This is a genomic window from Tsukamurella soli (assembly GCF_039541155.1).
Taxonomy (GTDB): domain Bacteria; phylum Actinomycetota; class Actinomycetes; order Mycobacteriales; family Mycobacteriaceae; genus Tsukamurella; species Tsukamurella soli.
Genome location: NZ_BAABFR010000009.1, coordinates 51,764 through 68,427, shown reverse-complemented (window position 1 = coordinate 68,427; position 16,664 = coordinate 51,764). Strand labels below are relative to the sequence as shown.

Below are 16,664 nucleotides of genomic sequence, written 5' to 3'. Positions count from 1 at the left end.
TGTGCTTCAACTCACACTACCCTCGTTGATCGCCGTCCATACCCGGCTTTCAGCGCCCTGCCATGGGCACGCCCGGTCAGCACTCCGGGACATTGACCGCCAGCCCGCCGAGCGACGTCTCCTTGTACTTCGACAGCATGTCCGCGCCGGTCTGCCGCATGGTCTCGATCGCCTGGTCCAGCGACACGCGGTGGGTGCCGTCGCCGTGCAGGGCCATCCGGGCCGCGTTGACCGCCTTGACCGCCGCGATGGCGTTGCGCTCGATGCACGGGATCTGCACCAGCCCGCCGATGGGATCGCAGGTGAGGCCCAGGTTGTGCTCGATGCCGATCTCTGCGGCGTTCTCGACCTGCGCGGGCGTGGCGCCGAGCACCTGGGCCGCCGCGCCCGCCGCCATCGAGCACGCCGAGCCCACCTCGCCCTGGCAGCCGACCTCCGCGCCGGAGATCGACGCCCGCGCCTTGTACAACACCGCGATGGCCGCGGCCGTGAGAAGGTAGTCGACCACGGTCTCGTCGCTTCGCTCCCGCAGACGCGGGTGGAACAGCAGGAGGTAGAACAGGACCGCGGGCACCACACCGGCCGCGCCGTTGGTGGGCGCGGTGACGACACGACCGCCGCACGCGTTCTCCTCGTTGACCGCCATCGCCGCGACGTTGAGCCAGTCCATCGCGTCGGCACCGGCGGATCCCACCAGCATGCTGTGCAGGCCCGGCGCCCGGCGCGGCACTCCGAGGCCGCCGGGCAGCATCCCCGCCGAATGGAAACCGCGCTCGATGCAGGCCCGCATGACCGCCCAGATCTGCAGCACCCCGGCGCGAACCTCGGCCTCCGTCCGGCCGAGCGCGACCTCGTTGGCCAGCACGAGCTGCGGCACCGTCCGGCCCGTTCGCGCACAGAGAGCGAGCAACCCTGCGCCGCTGTCGAATTCGTAGGGGACGTCGACGGTGCCAGCCAGCGGTCCGGGGCCGTCGTCACCGTCGCGCTCCACGAATCCGCCGCCCACCGAGTAGTAGACGGCCTCGTAGACCGTCTCGGCGGCACCGGGGCCGCCGAACGTGATCCGGAACCGCATCGCGTTGGTGTGCCGGGGGAACACCGTGAGCGGGTGCAGGACGATGTCGTCGGCGCAGAACGGCACGGGCGCGACCCCGCCGAGGAGCACGGTACGGGTGGCCTCGATCTCGGCGCCCCGACGCGCGACGCGGTCGGGGTCGGCAGTCTCCGGCCGGGTTCCCTCGAGCCCCAGCAGCGCCGCGTTCAGCGTGCCGTGGCCGCGGCCGGTGGCGGCGAGGGAGCCGTACAGGTCGACGTCCACGCGCCGGATGTCGGCGGTCGCGCGGCCCTCTGCGGCGATACGCGCAAGCGTGTCCGCGACGAACATCGCTGCGGCGCGCATCGGCCCGACCGTATGCGAGCTCGAGGGCCCGATACCGATCGAGAAGAGGTCGAACACGCTGATGGTCACAAGTCGAATCTAGCCCTCTAGAGTTGGAGACATGACCGACGCGGAGTGGCCGGATCCGCCGGAGCAGACCCAGCCGTACCCGGGTGGTATCGACGTCGACCGCGTCCTGTTGCCGGGTGCCCGCGAGTTCTCGTTCAACCAGCTCGCGGACCTCGGCGGGATCTCGGCCGAGCAGCTGCAGGTCTGGTGGTCGGCAGCCGGCTTCCCCGATCTCGGCGACCCCGACGTCCCCCGGTTCACCGAGTCGGACGTCGAGCTGGTCCGGGACATCGCGCAGCTGTTCTTCTCCGGGTTCATCGACGAGAGCGCGACGATTCCGGGGGCGCAGGCGGTCGGCCAGGCGATGTCCCGGCTCGCCGAGTGGCAGGCCACCCTGATCCGCAGCTACCTCGACGCGGCCGAGGTGTCCGGCGACGCCGCGGTGGCCTCCGGCCTGTCGCAGATGGTCGAGCGGATCAGCCACGTGCAGCGGCAGGTGTGGCGCCGCCACCTCGCGGCCGCCGTGCACCGCCTCGTCACCCCCAGCGCCGACGGTCTCACGGCGACGATGGCGGTGGGTTTCGCCGACATGGTGGGCTACACGCGCCTGTCCCGCGGCCTCGCGATCAGTGAGCTCAACACCCTGGTGACCACCTTCGAGGCGACGATGCACGAGGTGATCCGCACGGGCAACGGGCGGATCGTCAAGGGCGTGGGCGACGAGGTGATGTTCATCGCCGAGGATCCGGCAGACGCCGCGCGGATCGCGTTGCGCCTCCAGGAACCGCAGGACATTCCAGCGCTCGCGGACCTCGACGTGTCGCTGCCGGAGCTGCGGGTGGGACTTGCCTACGGGGAGGTGCTGACCCGGTTCGGGGACGTGTTCGGCAACGTCGTCAACCTCGCCGCGCGGCTCACCAGCGGTGCGCGACCCGGCACGATCCTCGTCGACGGGGTCATGGCGGAGGCCATCGCCGACGAGCCGGACCTGGACACGAAGACCCTGCGCCCGTACCGGGCGCGCGGGTTCTCGGCCGTGCACCCGTATCTGCTGCGGTGGCAGAAGACCTGACGGTGCCGGGACGCCGCTCAGGCGGCGGCGAGGGTGGATCCGTCGGCCGCGGCCAGCGTGACGGGGGTGGTGCGCCGGCCGAGCAACTCGCGGTGCACACCGCCGACGAATTCGATCAGCGACCCGCCGAGTGCGTCACACACGCTGCCGAGCACCTCGGACGACGGCTCCTTTCGGCCCCGCTCGATCTCCGACAGGTACTGCGTGGACACCCCGGCTGCGCCGGCGACCTCGGTGAGCGTGCGGCCCTGCCGCGTGCGTTCCTGTCGGAGGACACGGCCGTAGACCTCGCGCAGCAGGGGACGCTCGGCTCGTTCAGGCTCGGCCTGACGTGCCTTGCCGCCCTGCCGCGTCTGATCGATCGTGGTTACCGCGCCTGCCATGCGATCGACTCTATCGGACGCTCCCCACCGACGCGGGTCCGTTCACGCTCGGCGAACCGTGTGTCTCGCCTCCCGGACGCACCCGGCGCTGCAGTCGTACCTACCGGATGCGTTCCCCTCCGATCCAGACGCCGCGGATGTTGCGCGTCGCGGTGACATCCGACGTCGGGTCACCACCCACGAGCACCAGGTCGGCACGCCTGCCCGGCTCGATCACACCGCGATCCTTCAAGGAGAAGGTATCCGCCGAAAGCGACGTCGCCGCCGCGAGTACCTCGACCGGGGAGAGCCCCGCCTGGATGAGCAGCTCGAACTCGTGATGCAGCGACTCCCCGTGCTCGGGCCCGAACGGCGCGCCCGGTGCGGAGTTCGCGTCCGTACCGGCCAGAATCCGTATCCCGGCCTCGTGGAACTTGGTGACGCTGTCACGCGCGTTCTCATAGCGCAGACCACGGGCCGCGAACAGCTCGGCCGTGCCCTCCATCATCGTCAGCGTCGGAGTCGAGACCATCCCCGTCTCCCGCATCCGCGCGACGGACTCATCGTCGAGAACGGCGTCGAGCGGGGCGTGTGTACTCACGTCCACCCCCGCCTCGATGGCCACCCGGAACGCACCGGTCGTGACCGAGTGCGCGACGACCAGTAGACCGTGCTCGTGCGCCGCCGCAACGATCGCATTCACCGTCGGCTGATCCATCCCCGCAGGCGGGGCGGCCTCCGTGACGATCTTGATGTAGTCGGCACCATCGGCGACCCGTCGCTCGACGAACGCCCGCGCCTGCTGCGGAGTCGTCACGATCCCGTCCGCCGGGAAACCCGGCATCTTCGCATGGTTACCACCGGGACCCACCGCAGGAATCGTGGCGCTGACGATCTGCGCCACCCCCTTCTCATGCCGCATCGCGTTCACGAACTCCGCCGGCCACGCCGCCATATCGAGACCGGTCGTGACGCCCCAGTACACCAGGTTCTCCAGGTCGACCCGGCCCAGCACCATATGCATGTGGGCGTCTATCAGCCCGGGGAGCACCACCGCTCCGGCACCATCGACGACCTCATCGGCCGCCGCCGAATCAGCAAGCAGCGTCGCGCCGTCGAAGACCACTCGACGCGGCTCACCCAACCCCGACCCCGTGCACAGTCGCACGTCTTCGATCGCTGTCGTCATCAGTCCCCCTCAATTTATCTTTTATAAAAGCTATCACAACAGATACTGACTAGACTGCCTTCATGGACGATCACCGCGAGCAGGTCTCGCTCTCCCTCGCCCAGCACGCCGTGCGCCTGCAGACCCTGCTCGACCGCCGCATCATGAGCGTGCTCAATGAACACGGCCTCTCCCGCAGTGAGCTCGACGTGCTCGGAGCACTCGCCGAATGCGACGATGTCGGCGCCCGCCCCGGGGAGCTCTCGTCGCGGCTACTACTCACGACCGGAGGTCTCAGCAACATCCTGCGTCGACTACACGACGACGGCGTGATCGAACGCGAGACGGATCCCTCGGACGCACGCAGCCACATCGTCCGGCTCACGCCGAAGGGGAAGGCCACGGCCCACGAGACGGGAATCGCCGCGACCGTAGCGATCGGCCGCGCTCTCGACACCGTCGAGGAGTCCCTGCTCCAGGAGACTGCCGAGCTTCTCCATCGAGTGCTGATCGTCATGGACGAAGACGCACCGGTGCACCGCGACCCGCCCCGCACGTCCTAGCCTCGGGCCGTGGCGCACGCGCATGACTAGCGTCTGTGCGATGTGGTTCCGGGTCGGTTCGGTCGCGCTGATCGGCTTCATCGCGTTCGAAGCGTTCGCGGTGGGGACGGTCCTGCCACGCGCCGCCGCGCAACTGCATTCGACAGCGGAGTACTCGCTGGCGTTCGGGATCCAGTTCGCGGCGACCATCGTCGCCGTCGCCGCAGCCGGGCCCTGGGTGGACCGCGCCGGCGTCCGGGCGCCGTTGCTCGCGGGCGGCGTCCTGTTCGCGGCCGGGCTCACGGTGGTGGGGTGCGCGCCGACGATGACTGTGCTCGCAGCCGGTAGGGCGGTGCAGGGAGCGGGCGGCGGGCTGCTGTCGGTCGTGCTCTACGCGATGGCGGGGCGGCTGATCACGGCGGACGCGCGCCCCCGGCTGTTCGCCGCGTTCTCGGCGGCCTGGGTGCTGCCATCGCTGGTGGGGCCCGCGCTCGCGGGGCTGGCGGCCGACACGATCGGCTGGCGGTGGGTGTTCCTGGCACTGGCGCCGCTGTCGCTGCTGGCGACTGCCGCGACTCTGCGCGCCACCGTCGGGCTCGACGAGGGCGCCTACCGCTCCGATCCCGCTCCGACGGGGCGCCTGGTGCTGCCCGCTGCGGTCGCCGCCGGCAGCACCACCGTCCTGCAGTTCGCGGCGCCGCACGCGGGGGCGGACTTCCTGGCGCTGAGCCTCGGGTGCCTGGCGATCGCGGCGGTCGCCACCCGCAGGCTCCTGCCGCCGGGCACGCTGCGCGGTGCGCCGGGGCTCCCGGCCGTGGTCCTGATGAACCTCCTGGTGGCGGGCGGGTATTTCGCCGCCGAGGTGTATCTGCCGCTGTACCTGGTCTCGGCCAAGGGGATGTCCCCGTTCGCCGCGGGCTCGGTGCTCACGGGTGCGGCGCTGGCGTGGGCGGCGGCCGCGGCGCTGCAGGGCCGGGTGCCCGACCGGGGTAGGGCGCGGCACCGGGCGGCGCTGCTGGGGTGCGGCATCGTCGCGGTGACCCTGGTCGGCGTGGCCGGGTGTCTCGCGGTATCGGCGCCCTGGCCGGTGGTGTTCGTCATGTGGGCGGCGGGCGGCTTCGGGATGGGACTCGCGTACCCGTCAGCGTCGGTCCTGGTGCTGTCGCTGAGCACGGACCGCGAACAGGGCGCCGGCTCTGGTGCGCTCAAACTCGCGGAGGCAGTGGGCACGACGGTGACCATCGCCCTGTCCGGTGCGGTGTTCGCGCCGTTCGCGCGAGCCGCGGCCGCAGAGCCCGCGAGCGCAACCGGTTTCGCCGCAACGATGGCGGTGCCGGTGGTGTCCGCGGTTTTCGCTGCGGTCGTCGCGACGCGCCTGCGACCGGGCGGCCGATCGCCTACGCCGACTCCGCCGTCCCGTCGACGGAGCCGGCGACCGCGAATGCCCGGATGAGCGCGAGCGCGCGGATCACCACCGGGTTCTGCGATTCGGAGTCCTTGACCAGCGCGCAGATAGCGCGTTCCGGGGTGGGGTTGCGCACCGGTAGGGCGACCGTGCCGGCAGGCAGCTCCGTGGCGCCGAGGCGGGGCAGCACCGTGAGGCCGATCCCGCGGGCCACGAAGCGCAGTGCTGCCGGATAGTCCGTGGTCTCGACGACGAACTTGGGCGTGAAACCCGCTGCGGCGCAGGCATCGAGGACGGACTGCCGGCACGGACCCTGCCGCACGTCGTTGTCGACCCAGCGGTAGGGCGCGAGCTCGGCGAGGTCGACCCACGCCCGCGCGCCGCCGTCGGCGTCCACGGCGAGTTCGTGTCCCGCGGGCAGCACCGCGACGTAGGGCTCCGTGACCACGGCATGCTCGGTGTAGCCCGACGGCACCGCGTGCCCGATCCGGACCAGCGTGCCCGTGCCCGCACCCGGCCGCGGGCCGCCGTGCAGCCGAACGACGAGCGCGATGTCGGGCCGGTCCCGCTCGATGTCGGTGGTCTCCTCCTCGATCCGCAGCAGCACCCGGGTCTGCGGGAACTCGGTTGTCAGCTCGGCGATCACGTCGGGCATCCAGTGCGTGCCCGCCGACGAGAAGCCGCTGATCGTGAGGCGCCCCGCCGTCCCGGCGCGCAGGTCGTCGACGGTGGCGCCCAGCGCGTCGATCTGCGCCATCACCTTCGCAGCCTCGGCGGCGAGCACCCGGCCGGCGGGGGTGGGCTCGATGCCGCGCCCCACGCGCTCGAGCAGCTTGAGGCCGGTCTCGCGCTGCAGGGCCGCGACGTGCTGGGAGACCGCGGACGGCGTGTATCCCAGCACCGCGGCGGCGCCGTTCACCGACCCCGAGGCCACGACCGAACGGAAGATCATGAGGCGGTGCGTGTCGATCATCGGTTCCTCCACGACGAAGTGTCAGCACCACCACTTTAGCTCTACTGAATGATCGGTGACTGATTATCGCTTGTGCTTATGTTTTTCGTGGGCAAAGGTTGACACATGGCCCGCCGCATCCCGATCCCCCTGCCCGCACTCGCGCTGGTCGCCGTCATGGCGATGTGGTCATCGGCGTTCGTGGTGATCCGCGCGATCGGCCCCCGCGTCGCCCCGGCGCCGATGGCCGAGGGTCGCCTGTTGGTGGGCGCCTCCCTACTACTCGCGGTGTGGTCCTGGCACCTGGCCCGCACCGACCGCTCACTGCGCGACGCCCTGCCACGCGGCCGCGCGCTCTGGCTGATCGGCGCGTACGGCGCACTGTGGTTCGCGGTGTACACGGTGCTGGTGAACGCGGCCGAGCGACACCTCGACGCGGGCACCACCGCGCTGCTGGTGAACATCGCGCCGATCGTCGTGGCGGTACTGGCCGGTGCGGTGCTGCGCGAGGGCTTCCCGCCGCTGCTGATGGTGGGCATCGCGATCAGCTTCGGCGGCGCCGCGGTGATCGCCTTCTCCGGCTCGGGGCGCCGCGACGGCGTCGGGGTCGCGTTCGCGGTCGCGGCCGCGCTGCTGTACGGGATCAGTGTGGTGGCACAGAAGCTCTCGCTGCGGGATACCGATCCCCTGACCGCGACCGCGCTCGGCGCCACCGTCGGTGCAATCGTGCTGCTGCCGTACGCGCCCCGACTGGTCCGGGAGCTGGCTGCCGCACCGGTCGGCGACACCGTCGCCGTCGTGTACCTCGGCCTCGCGCCGACGGCGGCGGCCTTCCTGCTGTGGGCGTATGCGCTGGCACACACGCCGGCCGGAGTCACCGCCTCGTCCAGCTACGCGGTGCCGGCGCTGTCGATCCTCGAGTCGTGGCTCCTCCTGTCCGAGACCCCCAGCGCCGCAGGCTGGCTCGGCGGCGCCCTCTGCCTCGCCGGCGTCGCGGTCGCCCGGCTGCGCCTGCCGCGCCGACGCGAGGTGACGACAGCAGCTGACATCAGCGCTACAGTTGATGTCAGCGACTGACATCGGGCTGGTCGCACCCTCACACAGGAGGCATCACGCATGCGTTTCTTCGTCACCGGAGCATCGGGGTTCATCGGCTCGGCCGTAGTGGCCGAGCTGCGATCGGCCGGGCACGAGGTGCTCGGCCTGGCCCGCTCCGACGCCGCCGCAGCCACCGTCGCCGGCCTCGGCGCCGAGGTCGTGCGCGGCACCATCGAGGAGGTCGACCTGCTCCGCGATGCGGCCGGGCGGTCCGACGGGGTGATCAACCTCGCGTTCAACCACGACTTCTCGCAGTTCGCGGATTCCGCACGGGTGGAGGCCGCGGCCATCGATGCCATGGGCGACGCCCTCGCCGGGACCGGGCGTCCGCTCACCGTCGCATCCGGCACTCTGGGCCTCGCGCCGGGCCGGCCGGCCCTCGAAACCGACACCATGACGGCGGATTCCACGCCGCGCGGCGCCGGGTGGTCGGCCGCGCTCGCCCTCGCCGAGCGCGGCGTCCGGGCCACGGCGGTGCGGCTGGCCCCGTCGGTGCACAACGAGCGGAAGGGCGGATTCGCGAGCGTCCTGGTCGACTGTGCCCGGCGCACGGGTGTGTCGGGATACCTCGGCGACGGCACGCAGCGTTGGCCGGCCGTGCACGTCTCGGACGCGGCGCGACTGTTCCGGATGGCCGCCGAGAAGGGCGAAGCCGGCACGGCATACCACGCCGTCGGCGACCCGGGACTGGCGCTGCGCGACATCGCCGAGACCATCGGAGTCCGCTTCGGGCTGCCCGCCCGGCCCGTGCCCGACGAGGACGCGCAGGCCCAGTTCGGCTTCCTCGCCGCCGCGGTCGGCCTCGACGCCCCCGCATCGAGCGCGTGGACGCAGGAGACCCTCGGCTGGCGTCCGACGGGGCCGGGACTGCTCACGGACCTCGCCGACTTCCAGAGGTGAGCCGGCCCGGGACGGGCGAAGTACGCTGACCCGATGGGACGATGGCAGCCGGGCACCGCGGACCGCCTCGCGGCCGCGGCGCTGGAGCTGTTCGCGGAGCGGGGATTCGAGCGCACGACGGCAGCCGAGATCGCCGCGGCGGCGGGGCTGACGGAGCGCACCTTCTTCCGGTACTTCGCCGACAAGAAGGAGGTGCTGTTCTTCGGGCAGGACGCCTTTGTGGAGTCGATCGTCGCCGACGTGCGGGCCGGCCTGTCCATCCGGTCGCCCAGCTCCGCACTGGAGGCCGCGTTCATCGCCGCCGCGGCGGGGTTCGCGGAGCGCGGCGCCTTCGTCGCAGAGCGCCAGCGGGTGGTGGACGCCGACGAATCGCTCCGCGAGCGGGAACTGCTCAAGATGGACCGGCTCGGGCGGGCCGTCGCCGCCGAGCTCACCGCGGTGCTGCCCGACGGTGACGCCGAGGTGCTCGCGGAGGCCGGCGTCGCGGCGTTCAAGGTCGGGTTCACCCGCGGCCACCAGACACCGGATCGCCTGCCCGACACCATCCGCGAGGCATTCGCCGCGCTGCGGCGCGTCGTGTCCGACGGACGGACCCGCTCACTGGAGGCACCGTGACGCAGACCGATCTGCCCGCCGGCGACGCGGTCGAGGCGAAGGGGCTACGCGGCGGCGCGCTGGGGCTGCTCGCGTCGATCGTGGTGGGTGTGGCGTCGACGGCACCCGCGTACAGCCTGGCCGCCACTCTGGGGCTGATCGTCGCGACCAGCGGCCACCTCCTGGCAGGTGTGAAGGCGCCGGCCGTCGTGCTCATCTCGTTCATCCCGATGTACCTGATCGCGGTCGCGTATCAGGAGCTGAACAAGGCCGAGCCCGACTGCGGCACCACCTTCACGTGGGCCACCCGCGCGTTCGGGCCGGTGGTCGGGTGGCTCGGCGGGTGGGGGGTGGTGGCCGCCGACGTCATCGTGATGGCGAACCTCGCGCAGATCGCAGGCTCGTACTCGTTCACCTTCGCCGGTGACCTGGGCTGGCACTCCGCTGCACACCTGTCGTCCAGCACGCTGTGGTCGACGGTGGCCGGCGTGATCTGGATCGTGGTGATGACGTACATCTGCTACCGCGGCATCGAGGTGTCCGCGCGGCTGCAGTACCTCCTTCTGAGCTTCGAGGTGGTGGTGCTGATCGTCCTCTCCGCGGTCGCTCTGGTGCGGGTGTACTCGGGGCACGCGATGCCATACTCGCTGCACCCGTCGTGGTCGTGGTTCTGGCCCAGCGGAATGGATTTCGGCAACGTGACGGCGCCTGCAGTGCTCACCACGATCTTCATCTACTGGGGCTGGGACAGCGCGGTCGCATGCAACGAGGAGACCGACGATCCCGGCCGTACCCCCGGCCGGGCCGCGGTCGTCTCGACGGTGCTGCTGCTGGCCACCTACGCCGTGGTCACCACCGCCTCGGTCGCGTTCGCGGGCGTGGGGACCACCGGGGTCGGGCTGGGAAATCCGGCCGACTCGGCGGACGTGTTCTCCTCGCTGGGGCCGGTCCTGTTCGGGCACAGTGCGATCGGGCACGTCGGGCTGCTGCTGCTGTCGGCGTCGATCCTCGCCTCGGCCTCGGCGTCGACGCAGACCACGATCCTGCCCACGGCCCGCACCACCCTCGCGATGGGTGTGTACCGGGCGCTGCCGGAGTCGTTCGCCCGGGTGCACCCGAGATTCTTCACGCCGACCGTGTCGACCGTGGCCATGGGCGGGGCGTCGATCGCCTTCTACCTGCTGTTCACCGCGATCAGCGCGAATCTGCTGACCGCGCTGATCGGTTCGGTCGGCCTGATGATCGCCTTCTACTACGGCCTCACGGGATTCGCGTGCGTGTGGTTCTACCGCAGGACCCTCACCCGGACTCCGCGCGACTTCGTGATGCGCGGGGTGATCCCGCTGCTCGGCGGCATCGTCCTGACGGTGGTGTTCGTATACGGGCTGATCCAGTACGCGAAGCCGTCGTGGCTCACCGACGGCAGCGCGAACGTCACCGTGTTCGGAATCGGTGCCGTGGCCGTGGTCGGGGTGGGCGGGATGCTGCTGGGCGTGGTGCTGATGGTGGTGTGGTGGGCCGTGCGGCCCGCGTTCTTCCGCGGCCAGACCCTGCCGCGGCGGGCGGACGAGCGCGACCTGTCTCAGTAGCCCACACCGACGGTGTGCCGCTCCGGCGACGGAGTGGTCGCCACCGGCGCGGCGCTGATGCCGACGAACCGGCCGACCCTGCGCGGTCCATCGCGGCGAGCAGCGCCGCGGTCCCCTCCGCGAGCACACCGGCGTCCGCACGCCCCCGCCGGCCGAGCGCCGACAGCACGGCGACGGCACCGTCGAGCCCGCCGGCGAGGTCCGACGGTGCCGCGGCGCGCACGTCGAGTCCGATCACCCGGACATCCGGTGGGGCTGTGAACGCGGCGGGAGCGCGTACCACGGCCGTGATCCGGTACCCTCGCTCGCGTGCCTGCGCGACGAGGTGCCGCCCCACGCCACCCGACGCCCCGATGATCGCGATTCTCATGCCGCGAACACCTCCCGGTGGTCGGCCACCCAGCCGGCGTAGTCTCGGGCGGGATGTCCGAGGACCGCGGCGACGTCACCACTCGGCGTCGAGTACCGATCGCCCTGTTCGGCGAGCATCGCGAAGTAGCTGTCCGCGAAGTCCTTCGGTAGACCTGCCGCCACGAGCGCCGCGGCCGCCACCGCACGCGGCACCTCCTCGAACGAGAGGTGGCGGCCCGTCACGGCGCCGACGACGTCCACCACCCGGGGCAGGGTCAGCGCCTCGGGCCCGGTCAATTCGAGCCGGCGGCCCGCCCACCGGGGATCGAGCAGCGCCGCCACCGCCACATCGCCGATGTCCCGCTCGTCGATCAGCCGTTCCGCGACACGCGGGAAGGCGCCGCGCACCACATCGGAGCGGCGCAGTTGCGCGCCCACCGTTCCGAACGTGTTGGACGCGAACACATCGCATCGCAGCACCGTGGACGGCAGCGCCGAGGCGACCACCGCCGCCTCGACCTCCCGGTTGCGGTCCCCCCGCACCCGCGACGGCTGCAGATGATCCGGGGTGTCCACATTGACCGCCGACATCACCACCAGGCGCCGCACGCCCGCCGCCTCCGCCCGGGCGACCAGCCGGCCCGCGTCGAGACCCACCGCCCGGGGGTGCACGAAGATCGCATCGACACCATCGACACCCGCCTCCCACTCGGGCACCACATCGGCGACGGCCAGGTCGCCCGCCCCCCGCCGGCTGACCGCCCTGACCTCGGCGCCCGCACCGGTCAGTCCGCGGATCACCGTCCGTCCCACCGTGCCGGTCGCACCCGTCACCAGAACCCGCATCATCGTCTCCCATCACCGGGCGGGACGACCCCGCCGACATCGGTGCAGACGAGGTGGCCGCCGAGAATGTGACGAGCGGGCGCGGTGTCACACTCTCGCGCCCGATATCGTCGGTCCGGTATGGACGTGATCGGGACACCCGGCGGGGCACAGGACGAGTTCGGGCGGGCGTGGCACGCGGAGCGCATCCGGCTCGTCGGGCTGGCGAACCGCATCGTCGGCGACCGGCACATCGCGGAGGACGCCGTCCAGGAGGCCTTCGCCAGGTTCGCCGCGGCCCGGGAGGTCGCCGCGCCCGCCGCGTGGTTGAGCGCGGTCACGGCCAGAATCTGCCTCGACCACCTCAAGGCGGCGGCGACGCGGCGCGAGCACCCCGCCGACTCCCCCACCGTCGAACGGGGGTTGCACACCGCCGCCGACCCGGCGGACCGGATCACGCTCGACGACTCCGTGCGCGCCGCCCTGTACGTCGTGCTCGACCGACTCACCCCGGAGGAGCGCGTCGCCTTCGTGCTGCACGACGCGTTCGCGCTGACCTTCGCCGAGATCGCCGAGATCACGGGCCGCTCGGCCGCCGCGACCAGGCAACAGGCGAGCCGCGCCCGCCGGCGCCTCGCGTCGGAACCTCCGCTGCGGACCACCGATCCCGGGCGTCCGGGCGATGCCGCGGTGACGGCATTCCTCTCCGCGTGTGCGACCGGCGACGTCGCGTCGCTCGTCGCGACTCTGCACGCCGACGCCTGGGGCCGGGCGGATTTCACGACGGGCGCGCCCCCGATCGTCAACCGCGGTGCCGTGGCGGTCGCCACCAACCTGCGCGGCTTCCTGCACGGAGCCGCGCTCACCGCGGCGGGGCACACCGTGTACGCGTTCGACGGTGTCCGGTGGTTCGCGACGCTGGTCCTGCATACCCGCGACGGGCTCGTCGAATCCATCGCCGCGACCGTCGATCCCACCGTTCTCGGCAGCGACCGCGAGTGAGCCCGGCTGCTGTCGAGGTCTTCCGCTATCCCGCCGCGCGGCGGCGGGCGCCGGACCTGCCGCCGGCACCGTCCGCGCCCTCGCGGGCCTTCACGGATGCGCGCAGGGCGGCCAGCAGGTCGGCGACCTCGTCGTCCTCGTCGCCCGCTTCCTCGGGCTCCTCGGGGAAGGCCTGCCCGCCCGTCGCCTTCGCCTCGATGAGCAGGTGCAGCTGCGCCTGATAGTCGTCCTCGTAGGCGTCGGGGTCGAAGTCGGTGGCCATCGAGTCGATCAGCGACGCCGCCATCGCCAGTTCCTGCGGCCGGATCTTCACGTCCTCGCTGAGGGCGGGGAACTCGGGCACGCGGATCTCATCGGGCCATAGGAGCGTCTGCAGCACCATCACGTTGCCCACCACGCGCAGCGCACACAGGCGCGTGCGGCTGCGCAGTGTGAACGTGCAGATGGCCAGGCGGTCGGTCTCCTGGAGCGCCTGGCGCAGCAGGATGTACGCCTTCGGCGACTTGGACGAGGGCTCCAGGTAATACGGGCGGTCGAACATGATGGGGTCGATGTCGGTGCGCGGCACGAACTCCGTGACGGCGATCTCGCGGTGCTTCTCCACCGGCATGGACTTGATGTCGTCCTTGGTGAGCACCACGGAGTCCCCAGCCTCCGACTCGTAGGCGTTGGCGATCTGGGCGAACTCGACCTCGTCGTCGGTGCCCTCGCGGACCCGCTTGTAGCGGATCCGGGTCCCGTCCTTCGAGTCGACCTGGTGCGAGCGGGCATCATGGCTCTCGATGGCCGAGTACACCTTGACCGGCACGTTGACCAGCCCGAAGGACAGCTCTCCCGTCCACATGGCGCGCATGTGGCCATTGTGACCGCTGAAGCCGCCGAATGCGAGGGGCGATGATCGCCGACTGGGCGGGTGATAATGCGAACGTGCCCGCACACCCGAATCGGGAGAACCGCGACGTCGGCGGTATCACCGTGCCGCTGACCAATCTCGACAAGGTGCTGTACCCCCGGACCGGCACCACGAAGGGCGAGGTGATCGACTACTACCAGGCGATCGCGCCGGTCACGTTGCCACACCTCGCGGACCGGCCACTGACCCGCAAGCGGTGGCCCAACGGGGTGGATCGGACCGCGTTCTTCGAGAAGCGGCTCCCCGCCCACGCGCCGGCCTGGATCACGCGGGCGGCCCAGTTCCATTCGGATGGAGAGTCCATATACCCGGTCGTCGACTCCGTGGCCGCGATGGTGTGGCTGGGGCAGCAGGCCGCGCTGGAACTGCACGTGCCGCAGTGGCGGTACGTGCCCGACGGGGACGCCCCGTTCGGGCTCGCGCCCGGCGACGCGGACCGGCTGGTGCTGGACCTCGACCCCGGGCCGGACGTGACCCTCGACGACTGCGCAGCGCTAGCGCTGCGGATCCGGGAACTGCTCGCCGGCATGGGGCTGGCGGGGTACCCGGTCACCAGCGGCTCCAAGGGGATCCACGTGTACGCGCCGCTGCGACCGCCGGTCTCGTCGCGCGGGGCGCGGACGGTGGCCCGTGCCATCGCCGCGCAGCTCGAGGCCGAGACGCCCGACGCCGTGACCGCCACCATGGCGAAGGACGTCCGCGGCGGGCGGATCCTGGTGGACTGGTCGCAGAACCACCCGGGCAAGACCACGGTGTCACCGTATTCGCTTCGGGGACGCGAGGATCCGACGGTGGCGGCGCCCCGGACGTGGGACGAACTGGCGGCGGGTGGGCTGCGGCAGCTGCGGTTCGACGAGGTCCGCGCGCGGGTCGCGGTGGACGGCGATCTGTTGGCGGGGATGTGGCGCAGCGAGGAACGAACGGACCCGGCACCGCCTACGCCCGTGCGGCTGGACGAGTACCGGGCCAAGCGTGACGCCGCCCAGACCCCAGAGCCGTTCGGCGGCGAACCCAGCTCGGGCGCACCGATCTTCGTGATCCAGAAGCACCACACCGGTTCGAAACCCCCCTCGCTCCGCTCGCCCGGCCGCGTGCACTACGACTTCCGGCTCGAGCACGACGGTGTGCTCGCGTCCTGGGCGGTGCCGAAGAACCTGCCGGACGACCCCGGTACCAACCGGCTCGCCGTGCGGACCGAGGACCACCCGATGGACTACGCCGGGTTCGAAGGGAGCATACCGCGCGGCGAGTACGGGGGCGGCGAGGTATCGGTCTGGGATACAGGAACTTTCGATCTGGAGAAGTGGCGCGACGACGAGGTGATCGTGACGCTGCACGGGAACCGCCTGCGCGGCGGCCGGTACGTCCTGATCCGCACGGGCGGGAAGAACTGGCTGGCACACCTGATGACGCCGGGGACGACACGCGCGGTCGGGAAGACGTCGACGCCGCCGCGGGCGGCGGCCACAGACGAGCCCGCCGAGGGTGGCGGCCCGATGCTGCCCACCGAGGATCCCATCGGCGCTCTCACCGCCGACGAATGGGCCTTCGAGGGCAAGTGGGACGGTTACCGGGTGATCGCGACGGTAGTGGGCGGGAGGGTCGCGCTGCGCAGCCGCTCGGGGCGGGTGAGCACCGCGGACTTCCCCGGATTCTCCTCCCTTGCATCGGCTCTCGGTGACACCGAGGCCGTGCTCGACGGAGAGGCCGTAGTGCTGGACGAGGCCGGGGTGCCCGCGTTCCATCTGATGCGCACCGGGACGCGAGCGCGGTTCTACGTGTTCGACGTGTTGGCCGCGGGCGGCGTCGACCTCACCGGGCGACCTTGGACGGTGCGCCGGCGGGTCCTGGAATCGCTTGCGCCGCTGCTGGCGGCGAGCGGATGTGCGGAGGTGCCGCCGCTCGTGGACGCGCCCGACGGTATCGCCGCCCTCCAGCGCAGCCGGGAGCTGGGCTGGGAGGGTGTCGTCGCGAAACGGCGCTCGTCGGTGTATCTGCCCGGCGTGCGGTCGCGGTCGTGGCTCAAACACAAGCACTGGCGCGACCTGCAGGTGGTGATCGGTGGGTGGAAGCCGGGGCGTGGCGGCCGGGCCGGCGGCGTCGGGTCGGTGCTGGTCGGCGCCCCGACCGAGACGGGCCTGGTGTATCTGGGCTCCGTGGGATCCGGATTCTCCGACCGCGACCTCGACGATATCGCCGCGGAGTTGGAGCCGCTACGGATGCGCCTGTGCCCCTTCGTCGAACCACCCACGGGCCCGGAGTACCGCGATGTGGTGTGGGTCCTGCCGAAAGTGGTGGGCGACGTGCGGTACTCCTCGCTCCGCGCGGGCGGCCACCTACGTCAGCCGACGTGGAGAGGGTTCCGACGAGACCTGCTGCCGGGCGACGTCCCCGGCGCTGACGACCTGCCGTGGGAGGGCGGGGACTAGCAAGCGTCGAACTTC

15 protein-coding genes and 1 pseudogene are annotated in these 16,664 nt (G+C 71.6%); 9 read left to right on the top strand and 7 right to left on the bottom strand.

The genetic code is table 11. From position 1 onward, the window contains the following. Window positions 1-76: 76 nt before the first annotated feature. Complete coding sequence (locus tag ABD908_RS04755; protein WP_344991621.1) at window positions 77-1,468, bottom strand: L-serine ammonia-lyase; 1,392 nt, start codon at window positions 1,466-1,468, stop codon at window positions 77-79. Between the two features lie 31 nt (window positions 1,469-1,499). Between ABD908_RS04755 and ABD908_RS04750 the strand changes: the two genes are divergently transcribed. Further along, a complete protein-coding gene (locus ABD908_RS04750; protein ID WP_344991618.1) occupies window positions 1,500-2,519 on the top strand; it encodes an adenylate/guanylate cyclase domain-containing protein in 1,020 nt (339 codons plus the stop codon). Window positions 2,520-2,536: 17 nt separating this feature from the next. Here ABD908_RS04750 and ABD908_RS04745 read toward each other — a convergent pair whose 3' ends face one another. Then, complete coding sequence (locus ABD908_RS04745; protein WP_344991615.1) at window positions 2,537-2,902, bottom strand: helix-turn-helix domain-containing protein; 366 nt, start codon at window positions 2,900-2,902, stop codon at window positions 2,537-2,539. Window positions 2,903-3,002: 100 nt separating this feature from the next. Next, a complete protein-coding gene (locus ABD908_RS04740; protein ID WP_344991612.1) occupies window positions 3,003-4,070 on the bottom strand; it encodes an amidohydrolase family protein in 1,068 nt (355 codons plus the stop codon). Window positions 4,071-4,132: 62 nt separating this feature from the next. Here ABD908_RS04740 and ABD908_RS04735 point away from each other — a divergent pair, with 62 nt between their 5' ends. Together ABD908_RS04735 and ABD908_RS04730 are read left to right on the top strand one after the other, a co-directional pair. Beyond that, complete coding sequence (locus ABD908_RS04735; RefSeq protein ID WP_344991607.1) at window positions 4,133-4,612, top strand: MarR family winged helix-turn-helix transcriptional regulator; 480 nt, start codon at window positions 4,133-4,135, stop codon at window positions 4,610-4,612. A gap of 40 nt (window positions 4,613-4,652) precedes the next feature. Beyond that, the gene (locus ABD908_RS04730; protein WP_344991604.1) at window positions 4,653-6,044 is read left to right on the top strand and encodes an MFS transporter; all 1,392 of its coding nucleotides are present in this window, start codon (window positions 4,653-4,655) and stop codon (window positions 6,042-6,044) included. Here ABD908_RS04730 and ABD908_RS04725 read toward each other — a convergent pair. Beyond that, the gene (locus ABD908_RS04725) at window positions 5,989-6,969 is read right to left on the bottom strand and encodes a LysR family transcriptional regulator (protein ID WP_344991601.1); all 981 of its coding nucleotides are present in this window, start codon (window positions 6,967-6,969) and stop codon (window positions 5,989-5,991) included. The two genes, ABD908_RS04730 and ABD908_RS04725, sit on opposite strands and share 56 nt — an antisense overlap. Before the next feature lie 105 nt (window positions 6,970-7,074). On the opposite strand from ABD908_RS04725, the gene ABD908_RS04720 reads away from it, so the two are divergent. The 4 genes from ABD908_RS04720 to ABD908_RS04705 are packed head-to-tail and all read left to right on the top strand — an operon-like array spanning window position 7,075 to window position 11,129. Continuing rightward, the gene (locus ABD908_RS04720) at window positions 7,075-8,025 is read left to right on the top strand and encodes a DMT family transporter (protein ID WP_344991598.1); all 951 of its coding nucleotides are present in this window, start codon (window positions 7,075-7,077) and stop codon (window positions 8,023-8,025) included. A gap of 39 nt (window positions 8,026-8,064) precedes the next feature. Beyond that, on the top strand, window positions 8,065-8,946 hold the full coding sequence (locus ABD908_RS04715) for an SDR family oxidoreductase (RefSeq protein WP_344991595.1): 882 nt from the start codon (window positions 8,065-8,067) through the stop codon (window positions 8,944-8,946). A gap of 33 nt (window positions 8,947-8,979) precedes the next feature. Then, complete coding sequence (locus tag ABD908_RS04710; protein ID WP_344991592.1) at window positions 8,980-9,561, top strand: TetR family transcriptional regulator; 582 nt, start codon at window positions 8,980-8,982, stop codon at window positions 9,559-9,561. After that, entirely contained in the window at window positions 9,558-11,129 is a 1,572-nt protein-coding gene (locus tag ABD908_RS04705; RefSeq protein ID WP_425584343.1) for an APC family permease, read from the top strand. Before ABD908_RS04710 ends, ABD908_RS04705 begins: the two co-directional genes overlap by 4 nt. Before the next feature lie 88 nt (window positions 11,130-11,217). Here ABD908_RS04705 and ABD908_RS27575 read toward each other — a convergent pair. Both ABD908_RS27575 and ABD908_RS04700 read right to left on the bottom strand, forming a co-directional pair. Beyond that, window positions 11,218-11,499, bottom strand: a pseudogene (locus ABD908_RS27575) (NAD(P)H-binding protein); the annotation flags it as partial. Then, window positions 11,496-12,326, bottom strand: a complete 831-nt coding sequence (locus tag ABD908_RS04700; RefSeq protein ID WP_344991589.1) for an SDR family oxidoreductase — start codon at window positions 12,324-12,326, stop codon at window positions 11,496-11,498. The pseudogene ABD908_RS27575 and the gene ABD908_RS04700, both read right to left, overlap by 4 nt. Window positions 12,327-12,446: 120 nt before the next feature. Between ABD908_RS04700 and ABD908_RS04695 the strand changes: the two genes are divergently transcribed. Continuing rightward, window positions 12,447-13,307 (top strand): sigma-70 family RNA polymerase sigma factor, encoded by an 861-nt coding sequence (locus ABD908_RS04695; RefSeq protein WP_344991586.1) that lies wholly within the window; start codon window positions 12,447-12,449, stop codon window positions 13,305-13,307. Between the two features lie 25 nt (window positions 13,308-13,332). Here ABD908_RS04695 and ku read toward each other — a convergent pair whose 3' ends face one another. Next, window positions 13,333-14,160, bottom strand: a complete 828-nt coding sequence (ku, locus tag ABD908_RS04690) for a non-homologous end joining protein Ku (protein ID WP_344991583.1) — start codon at window positions 14,158-14,160, stop codon at window positions 13,333-13,335. 74 nt (window positions 14,161-14,234) lie between these two features. Here ku and ABD908_RS04685 point away from each other — a divergent pair, with 74 nt between their 5' ends. Next, entirely contained in the window at window positions 14,235-16,649 is a 2,415-nt protein-coding gene (locus tag ABD908_RS04685) for an ATP-dependent DNA ligase (protein ID WP_344991580.1), read from the top strand. Window positions 16,650-16,664: the final 15 nt, after the last annotated feature.